The 14,024-nt window shown below is 73.9% G+C and carries 12 protein-coding genes and 2 tRNA genes; 6 read left to right on the forward strand and 8 right to left on the reverse strand.

The genetic code is table 11. The features are described 5' to 3' along the window. Positions 1–77 precede the first annotated feature (77 nt). The 4 genes from cofC (at position 78) to ACU610_RS14310 (ending at position 4,769) form a co-directional block, all read left to right on the forward strand. Positions 78–719, forward strand: coding sequence for a 2-phospho-L-lactate guanylyltransferase (gene cofC / locus ACU610_RS14295; RefSeq protein ID WP_446768373.1), 642 nt, complete (start codon positions 78–80; stop codon positions 717–719). 48 nt (positions 720–767) lie between these two features. Next, positions 768–2,825, forward strand: coding sequence for an RNA degradosome polyphosphate kinase (locus ACU610_RS14300; RefSeq protein ID WP_446768374.1), 2,058 nt, complete (start codon positions 768–770; stop codon positions 2,823–2,825). Then, positions 2,815–3,765 (forward strand): NUDIX hydrolase, encoded by a 951-nt coding sequence (locus tag ACU610_RS14305; RefSeq protein ID WP_446768375.1) that lies wholly within the window; start codon positions 2,815–2,817, stop codon positions 3,763–3,765. The genes ACU610_RS14300 and ACU610_RS14305 overlap by 11 nt, the downstream gene beginning before the upstream one ends. Before the next feature lie 221 nt (positions 3,766–3,986). After that, positions 3,987–4,769 carry a DUF899 domain-containing protein gene (locus tag ACU610_RS14310; protein ID WP_446768376.1) on the forward strand — a complete coding sequence of 261 codons (783 nt, stop codon included), beginning with the start codon at positions 3,987–3,989 and terminating at the stop codon, positions 4,767–4,769. A 169-nt stretch (positions 4,770–4,938) separates the two neighbouring features. Here ACU610_RS14310 and leuD read toward each other — a convergent pair whose 3' ends face one another. Further along, complete coding sequence (gene leuD / locus ACU610_RS14315) at positions 4,939–5,544, reverse strand: 3-isopropylmalate dehydratase small subunit (protein WP_446768377.1); 606 nt, start codon at positions 5,542–5,544, stop codon at positions 4,939–4,941. A gap of 14 nt (positions 5,545–5,558) precedes the next feature. Further along, entirely contained in the window at positions 5,559–6,980 is a 1,422-nt protein-coding gene (leuC, locus tag ACU610_RS14320) for a 3-isopropylmalate dehydratase large subunit (RefSeq protein ID WP_446768378.1), read from the reverse strand. Between the two features lie 64 nt (positions 6,981–7,044). Between leuC and ACU610_RS14325 the strand changes: the two genes are divergently transcribed. Together ACU610_RS14325 and ACU610_RS14330 are read left to right on the forward strand one after the other, a co-directional pair. Then, entirely contained in the window at positions 7,045–7,767 is a 723-nt protein-coding gene (locus ACU610_RS14325; protein WP_446768379.1) for an IclR family transcriptional regulator, read from the forward strand. Positions 7,768–7,978: 211 nt separating this feature from the next. Next, positions 7,979–9,085: a sulfite oxidase gene (locus ACU610_RS14330; RefSeq protein WP_446768380.1), complete on the forward strand. Its 1,107-nt coding sequence runs from the start codon at positions 7,979–7,981 to the stop codon at positions 9,083–9,085. A 147-nt stretch (positions 9,086–9,232) separates the two neighbouring features. Here ACU610_RS14330 and ACU610_RS14335 read toward each other — a convergent pair whose 3' ends face one another. From ACU610_RS14335 to ACU610_RS14360, 6 genes are all read right to left on the reverse strand, one after another. After that, entirely contained in the window at positions 9,233–9,523 is a 291-nt protein-coding gene (locus ACU610_RS14335) for a hypothetical protein (protein ID WP_446768381.1), read from the reverse strand. Positions 9,524–9,548: 25 nt separating this feature from the next. Then, positions 9,549–11,231, reverse strand: a complete 1,683-nt coding sequence (locus ACU610_RS14340) for a sodium:solute symporter family protein (RefSeq protein ID WP_446768382.1) — start codon at positions 11,229–11,231, stop codon at positions 9,549–9,551. 31 nt (positions 11,232–11,262) lie between these two features. Continuing rightward, complete coding sequence (galK, locus tag ACU610_RS14345) at positions 11,263–12,405, reverse strand: galactokinase (RefSeq protein ID WP_446768383.1); 1,143 nt, start codon at positions 12,403–12,405, stop codon at positions 11,263–11,265. Between the two features lie 83 nt (positions 12,406–12,488). Beyond that, positions 12,489–13,589, reverse strand: coding sequence for a galactose-1-phosphate uridylyltransferase (gene galT / locus ACU610_RS14350; protein WP_446768384.1), 1,101 nt, complete (start codon positions 13,587–13,589; stop codon positions 12,489–12,491). A 141-nt stretch (positions 13,590–13,730) separates the two neighbouring features. Beyond that, positions 13,731–13,803, reverse strand: a tRNA-Glu gene (locus ACU610_RS14355). A 106-nt stretch (positions 13,804–13,909) separates the two neighbouring features. Continuing rightward, positions 13,910–13,982: transfer RNA gene (locus ACU610_RS14360), tRNA-Glu, on the reverse strand. Positions 13,983–14,024: the final 42 nt, after the last annotated feature.

A 14,024-nucleotide genomic window follows, 5' to 3' on the forward strand; every position in this document is an offset into this window, starting at 1 on the left:
TGCACCGGTCCGCGGGGCGCACCGGGGTCCGGTCCGGCCCGTCGGCGTCCCCGCGCCGGTGTGCTCACATTGTCGCCGTGCGCGCGTGGTCGGTCGTCGTCCCGGCGAAGCGGCTGGCGCTGGCCAAGACCCGCCTCACGCCGCTGCCCGCGGGCCTGGCCGGTCCGCCGGAGGCCGCGCACGACCGGCTGGTCCTGGCGCTGCTGGCCGACACCGTGACCGCGGCGCTGGCCTCGCCCGCCGTCGCCGGCGTCCTCGTCGTCACCGACGACCCCGCGGCCGCCGGGACGGTGACCCGGCTGGGCGCGCGCACGGTGCCCGACGAGCCCGACCGGGGCCTCAACCCGGCGCTCGCCCACGGCGCGCGCGTCACCGGGGCCGCCGCGGTGGCCGCGCTCTCCTCCGACCTGCCGGCGCTGCGCCCGGAGGAGCTGACCGCCGCCCTCGCCGCGGCGCAGGTGTCGGCGCGCTGCTTCGTGGCCGACGCGCAGGGCACCGGGACGACGCTGCTCACCGCCGTCGGCACCGACCTCTCCCCCGCCTTCGGGGCCGGGTCGGCGCGGCGGCACGCGGCCGGCGGCGCCGTCCCGCTGGCCGGCGGCTGGCCGGGTCTGCAGCGGGACGTCGACACCCCCGGCGACCTCGAGGCCGCGCTCGCGCTGGGCGTCGGCCCGCACACCGCGGCGCTGCTGGGCAGAGCCGCCCGGCCGCCCGGCTGACCGGCTGCTGGGCACCCACCGGCAACCCGACTGCGGCACGATGAGCCCGTGCCCTCGACCAGATCCGGTGCCCCCTCCGACCGGTACATCAACCGCGAGCTGTCGTGGCTGGACTTCAACGCCCGTGTGCTGGAGCTGGCGGAGGACGACTCCCTGCCCCTGCTGGAGCGGGTGAAGTTCCTGGCGATCTTCGCCGGCAACCTCGACGAGTTCTACATGGTCCGCATCGCCGGCCTGAAGCGTCGCCAGAGCACCGGGCTGACGGTGCGCTCCCCCGACGGGCTGACGATCCGCGAGCAGCTGGCCCGGGTCACCGAGCGGACCCGCGACCTGGTGCACCGGCACGCCGACGTCTTCACCAAGGACATCAGCCCGCGCCTGGAGGAGGCCGGGATCCGGATCGTGCACTGGGGCGAGCTGGCCGAGCACGAGTCCAAGCGGTTGCGGGAGTACTTCCGCGACCAGGTGTTCCCGGTGCTGACCCCGCTGGCGGTCGACCCGGCACACCCCTTCCCGTACATCAGCGGGCTGTCGCTGAACCTCGCCGTCCAGGTGCGCGACCCCGACACCGGCGGGCCGCGCTTCGCCCGGCTGAAGGTGCCCAACAACGTGCCCCGGTTCGTGCGGGTCGCGAGCTCCGACCGCGATGCCACCTTCCTGCCGCTCGAGGACCTGATCGCCGCGCACCTCCCGCAGCTGTTCCCCGGCCTCGACGTGATCGACCACCACCTCTTCCGGGTGACCCGCAACGCCGACCTCGAGGTCGAGGAGGACCGCGACGAGGACCTGCTGCAGGCCCTGGAGCGCGAGCTGGCCCGCCGTCGCTTCGGCCCGGCGGTGCGGCTGGAGGTCGCCGAGCCGATGGACCAGCGGATCCTCGACGTGCTCATGAGCGAGCTGGAGGTGGACGGCTCCGACGTGGTCCACGTGCCCGGCCTGCTCGACCTCGCCGCGCTGTGGGAGCTCTACGGCCTCGACCGGCCGGAGCTCAAGGACGAGCCGTTCGTGCCGGCCACCCACCCGCGGCTGTCGGAGGGCGAGACGCCCAAGAGCGTGTTCGCGACGCTGCGGGAGGGCGACGTGCTCGTCCACCACCCGTACCACTCGTTCGCGACCAGTGTGCAGCGCTTCATCGAGCAGGCCGCCGCCGACCCGAACGTGCTGGCGATCAAGCAGACGCTGTACCGGACGTCGGGCGACTCGCCGATCGTCAACGCGCTCATCGACGCCGCCGAGGCCGGGAAGCAGGTCGTGGTCCTGGTCGAGATCAAGGCACGCTTCGACGAGGAGGCCAACATCAGCTGGGCCCGCTCGCTGGAGCGCGCCGGCTGCCACGTCGTCTACGGCCTGGTCGGACTCAAGACGCACTGCAAGACCGCCCTCGTCGTCCGCCGCGAGGGCGGCGTGATCCGCCGGTACTGCCACATCGGCACCGGCAACTACAACCCGAAGACCGCCCGGCTCTACGAGGACCTCGGCATCCTCACCGCCGACCCACGGGTGGGCGCCGACCTCACCGACCTGTTCAACACCCTCACCGGCTACTCGCGGCAGACCACCTACCGGCGGCTCATGGTCGCCCCCCACGGCATCCGCCCGGGGTTGGTGGAGAAGATCCGCCGGGAGGCTCGCCACGCCCGCGAGGGCCGGCCCGCGGGCATCCGGATCAAGGTGAACGCGCTGGTCGACGAGGAGCTCATCGACGCCCTGTACGAGGCGTCGTCGGCCGGCGTCCCGGTGGAGCTGCTCATCCGCGGCATCTGCTCGCTGCGGCCCGGCGTCCCCGGGCTGTCGGAGAACGTGCGGGTGCGCTCGATCGTGGGCCGGTTCCTCGAGCACTCGCGGGTGATCTGGTTCGCCGGCGGCGGGGACGGCGAGTGGTGGCTCGGCAGCTCCGACCTCATGCACCGCAACCTCGACCGCCGCGTCGAGGTGCTGCTGCGGGTGTGCGACGAGACCGCCGAGCGGGAGCTGCAGGAGACGTTCGACGCGGCGATGGCCGAGGGCGTGCGCTGCTGGGAGCTGGGCAGCGACGGGGCCTGGACCCGCACCGGGGAGCGCGATTACCAGGCCCGGCTGATGGCGGCGGTCGACCATGTCGGCTGAGACGGGCGACCTGATCCGTGCTGCCGGTGGCGCCCTGTGGCGCCCGGCGGACGGCGGCATCGAGACCGCGCTGGTGCACCGGCCGAAGTACGACGACTGGTCACTGCCCAAGGGCAAGCCCGACGAGGACGAGCACCTGCTGGAGACCGCGGTGCGCGAGGTGGCCGAGGAGACCGGCCTGGACGTCGTCGTCGGACGGCGCAGCGTGCGCACCGAGTACGAGGTGCCGGAGGGCCCCAAGCGGGTCGACTACTGGCTGATGCGGGTCGTCGGCGGGGCGTTCGAGCCCAACGACGAGGTCGACGAGCTGCGCTGGCTGCCGGTCGAGGAGGCCTGCGCGCTGGTCAGCCACGCCCACGACCGCGCCGTGCTGGCCGACCTGGCGCGCGCCGACGTCCCGCGGCAGCCCTCGCTGCTGTTGGTCCGGCACGCCAAGGCCGGCAGCAAGTCCGACTGGGACGGCCCCGACGAGCTGCGCCCGCTGGACGGCAAGGGGCGCCGCCAGGCGGCGCGGCTGGCGCGGGTGCTGCCGCTGTTCGCTCCCGTGGAGCTGCTGACCGCCGAGCGGGTCCGCTGCCGGCAGACCCTCGAGCCGCTGGCCGACCGGCTCGGCCGCGGCATCAGCCCGCTGCCCGAGCTCGGCGAGGAGGAGTTCGCCGCCGACCCGCAGGCGGGCCTCGCCGCGATCGAGCAGCTGCTGGAGCGGGCGGACCACGACGCCCCGGGGGTGGCCGTGGTCTGCAGCCAGGGCGGCGCGATCCCCTCGGCGCTGGCAGCCCTCGGTGTCCGCTTCGCCGGCGTGCCCGGCGCGGTGCACCCGCCCTCGGCGAAGGGCAGCACGTGGGTGCTGGGCGGACGGCCGGGCGCGCTCTCGGCCGACTACTACCGGGACTTCTCGGCCGGCGCCGCCGAGGACCCGGCCTTCACCGGCCTGCGCTGAAGGCCCCGTCCCGGGTCCCACCCCGGGCCTGCGGAGGGACGGGGAGGACGGGATCCTCCTCGGAGCGCGTCCGTGGACGCGTCGGCCCGGCGGAGTCCGTGCCGGCTCGGCCGAGGACGCCCCCTGCCGCGATGAGTTCGGGCCGGGTCGCGAGTCAGTTCTGGTGACCGTCGTCGGACGTCGCACGCCGTTGCCCGGCACGAGACCCCAGGGAGGACACCATGACGACCACGCCGGACGACCCGACCACCGCACTGCCCGGCCGCCCGCCCGTCGTCGACCTGGCCACCTGGCAGACCGCCCGCAACGAGCTCCTGGTCCGCGAGAAGGCCCACACCCGCGAGGGCGACGCCCTCGCCGCGGCCCGCCGCCGGCTGCCGATGGTGGAGCTGGACGGGACGGTCGAGGTCGTCGGACCGGACGGCCCGGTCCCCTTCCTGCACCTGTTCCAGGGCCGCGACGAGCTCGTGGTCTACAAGCACATGTGGTACGACGGCGCGCCGCACCAGGGGCAGTGCGAGGGCTGCACCATGACGACCTGGCAGCTGAGGGACACCGTGTACCTCAACGCCCGCGGCGTCTCGTTCGCCGTCCTGACCACGGGCCGGTGGGACGAGGTGGCCGCCTACGTCGAGTTCATGGGCTACACCCAGCCCTGGTACTCGGTGCGCGACGTGGGGGAACCGGTCGGCGGGGAGATGGGCTACCTCACCTGCTTCCTGCGCGACGGCGACCGCGTGTTCCTCACCTACTCCACGACGGGCCGCGGCAACGAGCCGGTCGCCGGGTCCTTCGGGCTGCTCGACAGGACGCCCTACGGCCGCGGCGAGGCGTGGGAGGACAACCCCGAGGGCTGGCCCGAGGGGCGCGACGCGTGCTGGTACTGGCGCTCGGACGCCGACGGGAACGCCACCTGGGGCCCGACCAGCCGCCCCGTGCCGCAGTGGACCCGCCCCGGCGCGACCGCCGTGCAGACCCTCGGCCGGCACGGCCACCACCACTGACGCGTCTCCGTCGACGGCGTCGGTACGAGGTGTCGGGGTCCCCCTGGCCGTCCACGTGCCGCCGTCGGTACGCGACCACGAGACCCTCCCGACCACCCACGGAGCCCTGGTCGGGGCCGCCGCCACCGGGCAGGTCGGCAACCGCCGCACCCGGTGCACAGCCGCTCCCTCAGGCGGGCAGGGCGGGGAGCGCCTTCGGCAGCCAGGCCGGGCGGCGGGCCTCGAAGGCCTCGATGTCGGCCAGGTTCCGCTCGGTGAGCCCGACGTCGTCGAGGCCCTCCAGCAGCCGCCAGCGGGTGTAGTCGTCGATCTCGAACGACAGGCTGCGCTCGCCGTAGGAGACCCGCCGCTCCTGCAGGTCAACGGTCACCGGCGTGGTGGGGTCGGCCTCCGCCGCCGCCCACAGCGCCTCGACCTCGGCCTGCGGCAGGACGACGGTGAGCAGCCCGGCCTTGGTCGAGTTGTTCTTGAAGATGTCGGCGAACCGCGAGCTGATGACGACGCGGAAGCCGCCGTCCATCAGCGCCCAGACGGCGTGCTCGCGGGAGGAGCCGGTGCCGAAGTCGGGGCCGGCGACGAGGATCGAGGCGTCGGCGTACTGCGGCTGGTTGAGCACGAAGTCCGGCTCGTTCTTCCGCCAGGCGACGAACAGGCCGTCCTCGAACCCGGTGCGGGTGATCCGCTTCAGGTACTCGGCCGGGATGATCTGGTCGGTGTCGACGGCGCTGCGGCGCAGCGGGGCGGCCGTGCCGGTGTGCGTGGTGAAGGGCTGCATCTGGGGCTCCTGTCTCAGACGCCGGCGGGCTCGGCCGGCTGCAGGTCGGCGGGGGCGGTGAGCCGCCCGGTCAGCGCGGTGGCCGCGGCGACCGACGGGGACACCAGGTGGGTGCGCCCGCCCTTGCCCTGCCGGCCCTGGAAGTTGCGGTTGCTGGTCGAGGCCGACCGCTCCCCCGGCTTGAGCTGGTCGGGGTTCATGCCCAGGCACATCGAGCACCCGGCGCCGCGCCACTCGGCGCCGGCCTCGGTGAACACCCGGTCCAGGCCCTCGGCCTCGGCCTGCAGCTTCACGCCGACCGACCCGGGGACGACCAGCATGCGGGTGTTGGCGTCGATCCTCTTGCCGCGCAGCAGCTCGGCGGCGATGCGCAGGTCCTCGATGCGGCCGTTGGTGCACGAACCCAGGAAGACGGTGTCGACCTCGATCTCGCGCAGCGGCGTGCCGGGGGTCAGCCCCATGTAGGCCAGCGCCTGCTCGGCGGCGCGGCGCTCCCCCTCGTCGGGGATCGCCGCGGGGTCCGGGACCGACTCCGCGATCGGCAGGCCCTGGCCGGGGTTGGTGCCCCAGGTGACGTACGGCGTGAGCTCGGCGGCGTCCAGGACCACCTCGGTGTCGAAGACCGCGCCCTCGTCGGTGCGCAGGGTCTTCCAGTACTCGACCGCAGCGTCCCAGTCGGCACCCTGCGGGGCGTGCGGGCGGCCCTGCAGGAAGTCGAAGGTGGTCTGGTCCGGGGCGATCAGCCCGGCGCGGGCGCCGGCCTCGATCGACATGTTGCAGATCGTCATCCGGGCCTCCATCGAGAGGGCCTCGATGGCGCTGCCGCGGTACTCGATGACGTGGCCGGCGGCGCCGTTGGTGCCGATCCTCGCGATGACCGCCAGGATGACGTCCTTCGACGACACCCCCTCGGGCAGCACACCGTCGACGGTCACGGCCATCTGCCTGGGCCGGTACTGCGGCAGGGTCTGCGTGGCCAGCACGTGCTCGACCTCACTGGTGCCGATGCCGAACGCCAGCGCGCCGAACGCGCCGTGCGTGGAGGTGTGGCTGTCGCCGCAGACGATGGTCATGCCCGGCTGGGTCAGGCCCAGCTGCGGGCCGATGACGTGCACGATGCCCTGGTCACGGTCGCCCATCGGGGCCAGGCGGATGCCGAACTCGGCGGCGTTCTTCCGCAGGGCCTCGACCTGCGCCCGGCTGACCGGGTCGGCGATCGGCTTGAGGATCTCCAGCGTCGGGACGTTGTGGTCCTCGGTCGCCATCGTCAGCTCGGGGTGGCGCACCCTGCGGCCGGCGGCACGGAGGCCGTCGAACGCCTGCGGGCTGGTCACCTCGTGCACCAGGTGCAGGTCGATGTAGAGCAGGTCCGGCTCGCCCGCGGCGCTGCGCACGACGTGGGCGTCGTAGACCTTCTCCGCCAGGGTCTTCGGCACGGCTGGTCCCTCCGGGGGTCGGGGCTCGCTCCGGTGCGGACGACCACACTGGCCATCTCACGGTATGGGATGCGAGTATTGCTGTGTGGGACAGCCTAACCCCGTCGCCGTCTTGGACAAAGCGGTGGCCATCCTCCGTGCCGTGGCCGCCGAGCCCGCGACCCTCGCCGAGCTCGTCGAACGCACCGGGCTGCCCCGGGCCACCGCGCACCGGCTGGCCGTGGCCCTCGAGGGACACCGCCTGGTCCGGCGCACGCCGGCCGGCGCGTGGGCACCCGGACCGGCACTGGCCGAGCTCGGCCGCGGGGTCGCCGACCTCGCCGAGCTGGCCGGCCGGCACCTGGTCGCGCTGCGGGACGCCAGCGGGGAGAGCGCCCAGTTCTACGTGCGGGACGGCGCCAGCCGGGTCTGCGTGGCCGCCGCCGAGCGGGCGCACGGGCTGCGCGACACCGTGCCGGTGGGGGCGCGACTGCCGATGACGGCCGGCTCGGCCGCACACGCGCTGCTCGCCTTCGCCCCTGCCGACGAGGTCACCCCGCTGCTGCCCAGCGCCAGCTTCACCGCCCGCACGCTGCTCGACGTCCGCCGTCGGGGGTGGGCGCACAGCATCGCCGAGCGGGAGCCCGGGGTCGCGTCCCTGTCGGCACCGGTGCGGGACGCCGCGGGCGGGGTCCTGGGCGCGGTCTCCATCTCCGGGCCGGTCGAGCGACTGGGCCGCCGTCCCGCCCCGGAGGTCGTGGGCGCGGTGCTCGAGGCCGCCGGCGCCATCTCACGCGCCGCCCGCTGAAGAAGGATCCCCTGACCTACTCCTCCGGTGTCGATCATGGGGCTCGTGCAGGGCCCCGCGGCGTGCCCGCGCGTGTCCCGCGCGACGACCCCACGATCGACTCGGCGGGGTCGACGGGGCCGCGGGATGGACGGGCAGCACCCCGACGCCGGTGTCGTCCCCGACCGTCCGGGCAGTTCCCCTCGGCGGTCCCCCGGTCGAGACTGGGGCCATGACCGCCACCGAGCCCACCTACCGCGGCCGCGCCCGGATCGCCGAGCCCGGGGAGGGCATCGGCCTCGACGAGCTGGCCCTGGCCACCCGCAACCACGGGATGCCGCTGGAGGCGCTGCGCTACGACGTCACGCCGCCGGGGCTGCACTACGTGCTCACCCACTACGACATCCCCGCCGTCGACCCGGCCACCTGGTCGCTGGAGGTCGGCGGCGCCGTCGACCGCCCGCTGCGGCTGACGCTGGAGGACCTGCAGCGCCGTCCCGCCGTCACCTCCCGGGTGCTGCTCGAGTGCGCCGGCAACGGCCGCGCCCGCTACGAGCCGCGGCCGGTGAGCCAGCCCTGGCTGCTGGAGGCCGTCGGCACCGCCGAGTGGACCGGCACGCCACTGGCCCCTCTGCTCGATGAGGCCGGGATCGCCGACGGCGCGGTCGACGTCGCCTTCACCGGTGCCGACCACGGCGTGGAGCGCGGCATCGAGCAGGACTACGCGCGCGGCCTGCCGCTGGCCGAGGCGATGCGCCCCGAGGTGCTGCTGGTGTGGGCGATGAACGGCGCCCCGCTGCCGCCCCAGCACGGCGCTCCGCTGCGGCTGCTGGTGCCCGGCTGGTACGGCATGGCCCACGTCAAGTGGCTGACCCGGATCGAGGTGCTCGACCGCCCGTTCGACGGCTACCAGAACACCACGGCCTACCGGCTCAAGGTCGACGCCGACGACGCCGGTGAGCCGGTCACCCGCATCGCGCCCCGCGCCCTGCTCAGCCCGCCCGGCTGGCCGGACTTCATGACCCGTGAGCGCTTCCTGCGCCCGGGGCCGGTGACGCTCACCGGGCGGGCGTGGTCGGGCCGGGCCCCGCTCACCGGTGTCGAGGTCAGCACGGACGGCGGGGCCACCTGGTCGGCCGCCGAGCTGGCCCCGGCCGACCCGGCGCACCCCTATGCCTGGCGGACCTGGCAGTACCCCTGGACGGCGGAGCCGGGCACCTGGGAGCTGCTCGTCCGGGCGACCGACGCCCAGGGCAGTCAGCCCACCGAGCAGGTCTGGAACCGGCAGGGCATGGCGAACAACCTGGTGCAGCGGGTACCGGTCACCGTCCTCGAGTGACCGGACACGGCCCCCGTCCCGGGCCCACCGGCCCCCCTCTGCAGGTGGGAGGAGCCGTCCTCCTCACCCCTCGCAGGCTCGGGGCCGGCCTCGGGACGGGGCCGTGGGCAGCGGGGGCCCTACCGCGAGGTGGGGAGGACGGGGCCTTCAGTGCATCGGGGGTCGGTCGTCGTCCCCCGCGACGTCGGCGCCCTGGTCGACCACCACGGGGCGCAGCCGTGACCACAGCGCGAAGGCCGCGGCGAAGACCAGCATGGCGATGCCGACCCACAGGTTGGCGTTGAAGCCGTCGGTCTTGGCCCGGTCGTCCGCCGAGGTGCCGAACAGCCCCATGAGGACCAGCACGACGCCGTAGAAACCGATGAGGCCGGCGATGACGTTGCGGACGTCGAAGGCCCCCGCCCGGTGCGCTCGGGGCTGCTGTCCGGTGGTGCTCACGTGCGGCTCCTCTGCGGTGCGGCGGTCAACGGAAGATGACGTTGAGGATGATCACCATGACCAGGGAGATCCCGGCCAGCTTGGTCGGCGACTGGTACCAGGGCAGCCGGTGCGCGTCGGGGTCGGTGCGCTGCTCCCGCGGCGTCTCGGAGTAGACCAGCCCGGCGAGCTGGGCCACCGGCTTCGGGGCGGTCACCATGGAGACAGCGACGCTCACGACGATGTCCACGACGAACGCGGCGCTCGCGGCGACGAAGCTCGCCCCCTGACCGCTGAGCGGGAGCGCGCCCACCGACGCCGCGCCGAGCGCGTCCTGGCTGAGCACGGCGACGACGACGGCGGCGAGCGTGCCGGACACCAGGCCGGCCCACCCCGCGGTCGCCGTCATCCGCTTCCAGAACATGCCGAGGATGAACGTGGCGAACAGCGGCGCGTTGAAGAAGCCGAACAGGGTCTGCAGGTAGTCCATCAGGTTGCTGTAGCCGGAGGCGATCAGTGCCGTCCCGATGGCGACGACCGTCGCGCCGACGGTGGCCCAGCGGCCGACCTGCAGGTAGTAGTGGTCCGGCTCGTCCTTCTTCACGTACGTCTGCCACAGGTCGTAGCTGAAGACCGTGTTGAAGGCCGAGATGTTGGCGGCCATGCCGGCCATGAACGCGGCCAGCAGGCCGGCGATCGCGACGCCGAGCAGGCCGTTGGGCAGCACGTCGCGGATCAGCGCGAGCATCGCGTCGTTGTACTGCAGGTCGCTGCTCTGTCCGGCCTTGAGCTGCTGGATCTCCGGCACGAGGACGCCGGCGATGATGCCCGGGATCACCACGATGAACGGCACGAACATCTTCGGGAACGAGCCGATGATCGGCGTGCTGCGGGCCGCGGACATCGACTTGGTCGCCATCGCGCGCTGGACCTCAACGAAGTTCGTCGTCCAGTAGCCGAACGAGAGCACGAAGCCCAGCCCGAACACGATGCCGATCACCGACCACACCGGGCTCTCGAAGGTGGACAGCTCGGTGCCGGGCCAGGACCGCAACTGCTCCGCGTTGCCGGCCTCGGTGACCCGGTCGACCAGACCGCCGATCCCGCCGACCCGGTGCAGCCCGATGAGGCTGAGCGGCAGCAGCGCCGCGACGATGACGAAGAACTGCAGGACCTCGTTGTAGATGGCCGCCGAGAGCCCGCCGAGGGTGATGTAGCTGAGCACGATGGCGGCCGCGACGATCAGCGACACCCACAGCGGCCAGCCGAGCAGCGACTCGACGATGGTCGCCAGCAGGAACAGGTTGATGCCCGCGATGAGGACCTGGGCCAGCGCGAACGACAGCGCGTTGACCAGGTGGGCGCCGGGGCCGAACCGGCGCCGCATGAACTCCGGGACGCTGCGCACCTTCGACCCGTAGTAGAAGGGCATCATCACCACGCCCAGGAACAGCATGGCCGGGACGGCGCCGACCCAGAAGTAGTGCATGGTCGGCATGCCGAACTGGGCGCCGTTGGCCGACATGCCGATGATCTCGACCGCACCGAGGTTGGCCGAGATGAAGGCGAGACCGGTCACCCACGCGGGCAGCGACCGACCCGACAGGAAGAAGTCGAGGCTGTCGGAGACCCGTCGGCGCGCGGCCAGGCCGATCATCAGCACGACCGCGAAGTACACGATGACCAGCAGGTAGTCGACGAACGAGGCGTCGAGGCGGAGTGCGTCCACGGGTCTGGGACCTCCTCTGGGGGCGTGTGGGTCAGACGAGGCGCCGGGCGCCTGCGGAGGGCACGACCGCGAAGGCCCGCGGAGGGGTGAAGCCCTGCTGCGCGAAACGACCGGCGATCGCCCGCGCGACGTCGTCGGTGCGGTCGGCGTCCACCAGCACCACGGCGCTGCCACCGAAGCCGCCACCGACCATGCGGGCGCCGGCGGCGCCGGCCTCCAGCGCGGTGTCCACGGCGGTGTCGAGCTCGACGGTGGAGATCTGGAAGTCGTCGCGCAGCGAGGCGTGCCCGGCGGTGAGCACCGGCCCGATCGCGGCGGGGTCGGGGGTCTCGCGCAGGATCCGCACGACCTCGAGCACCCGGGCGTTCTCGGTGACGATGTGCCGCGCGCGCCGCAGCAGCACCCCGCCCTCGGGGGTGCCGTCGTCCAGCGGGGCCAGCGCGGCCACGTCCGGCACGTCGCGCAGCGCGCGGACACCGAGCCGCTCGGCGGCCCGCTCGCACTCGCGGCGCCGGTCGCCGTAGCCGCCGGTGGCGTGGTCGTGCGTCGTCCCGGTGTCGACGACGAGCAGCTCCAGCCCGGCCGCCCGCAGGTCCAGCGGCACCTGCTCGGTGCTGCGGTCGCGGGTGTCGAGGAACAGCGCGTGCCCCGCGGTGCACAGCAGCGACGCGGACTGGTCGAGGATGCCGGTCGGCGCACCCACGAAGTCGTTCTCCGCCCGCCGCGCGACGTCGACCAGGTCGGCGACGGCGAGGTCGGGGGCGGCGAGGTCGCGCAGCGCCAGCGCGACCGAGCAGGACAGCGCCGCGGACGACGACAGCCCCATGCCCACCGGGACGTCGCCGTCGACCAGGACGCTCACCCCGCCGGGCACGCGGTCGCGCAGCGCGTCGACGACGCCGGCCGGGTAGCCCGCCCAGCCACCGGGACGTCCCGGCGCGAGCTCGGCGACCGGCACCTCCACCCGGTCGTCGGGGTGCTGCGCGGAGACGAGGGCGACCAGCCCGTCGTCCCGGCGGGCCACCGCGGCGCGGGTGGTCTGCGGCAACGCCACCGGCAGCACGAAGCCGTCGTTGTAGTCGGTGTGCTCGCCGATGACGTTCACCCGGCCCGGCGCGGCCCAGACCCCCTCGGGCGACCCGCCGAACGCCTCGGCGAACGCCTTCCGGGCCACGTCCGCCGCCGTTCCCGCACCGTCCCCACGGGTCGACCCCGAGGCTCGCCGCGCTCCTGGGTCGCTGCCGCTGCCTGCGCTGCTCACTCGCCCGTCGTCCTCACGTTCCTCAGCTGCTCGGCGACGTCCTCGGGGACCGTGTCGGTGATGAAGGCGCCCATGCCGGACTCCGATCCGGCCAGGTACTTCAGCTTCCCGGGCGCCCGGCGCAACGAGAAGAGCTGCAGGTGCAGCCACCAGTCCTCGCGCCCGCGACCGACCGGGGCCTGGTTCCAGGAGGCGATGTAGGGCATCGGGGTGTCGAAGCGGTGGGCGAAGCGGCCCAGCACGTCGAGGTAGAGCTCGGCCAGGGCGTCGCGCTCCGCAGGCGTGAGCGCGGGCAGGTCGGGCACCCGGCGGTGCGGGAAGACCTGCAGCTCGTAGGGCCAGCGGGCGGCTGCCGGCACGAACGCCGTCCAGTGCTCGTTCGTGGTGACGACGCGGGGCCCGGCACGCTCGGCCGTGAGCACGTCGGCGAACAGGTCGGCGCCGGTCTCCCGCCGGTGCCGCTCGACCGACGCCAGCACCTTCTCCACCCGGGGCGTCACGAACGGGTAGGCGTAGATCTGCCCGTGCGGGTGGGAGAGGGTCACCCCGATCTCCTCGCCGGAGTTCTCGAACACGAAGACCTGCTCCACCCCGTCGATGCCCGACAGCTCGGCGGTGCGCTCGGCCCACACGTCGACGACCAGGCGGGCCCGGTCGGCGCCGAGCGTGGCGAAGGACCGGTCGTGGTCGCTGGTGAAGACGACGACCTCGCAGCGGCCGAAGCCGGGGCGCAGCTCGGTCAGCGGGGCGCCGGGCGCGGTCTTGGGGACGTCACGCTCGACCGCTGTCGCGAGGGACGGGAAGCGGTTCTCGAAGACGACGACCTGGTAGTCGGCCTCGGGCACCTCGGTGGGCTCGCGGCCGGGACGGGTCGGGCACAGCGGACAGAGGTCCGCCGGCGGCAGGAAGGTCCGCGTCTGCCGGTGCGAGGCCAGGACCACCCACTCGCCGAGGAGCGGGTCCCAGCGCAGCTGCGAGTGGGTGCTGACCGGGGGCAGGTCGCGGGGGTCCTCGGCGGTGTGCGGCGGCGCGGTGTCCCCGGCGTCGAAGTAGAGGATCTCCCGGCCGTCGGCCAGCCGACGACTCGTCCGGATCAAGGGTGGAACCTGCCTTCCCGCCGCTCGTGACTGTGCGTGAACGGCGCCCCGACGCTAGACCCGCCCCAGCGACCCGGCCACTCCGGCGGGGCCGGGAACGGCGAGAGCCCCCGGTCGGGTGACCGGGGGCTCTCGCTCGCGTAGCCCCGAAGGGATTCGAACCCTCGCTACCGCCGTGAGAGGGCGGCGTCCTGGGCCGCTAGACGACGGGGCCGTGCGTTCCCCATGGTGCCATGCGCCGGCGGGAACCCGCGCACCGGGGTGGGTCGCCCGCAGACGGCGAGAGCCCCCGGCCGGGTGGCCGGGGGCTCTCGCTCGCGTAGCCCCGAAGGGATTCGAACCCTCGCTACCGCCGTGAGAGGGCGGCGTCCTGGGCCGCTAGACGACGGGGCCGTGCGGGTGGTGCTGAGGAACTGTGTCTCCAGGCAGACAGCT

Source organism: Geodermatophilus sp. URMC 61, assembly GCF_052931555.1.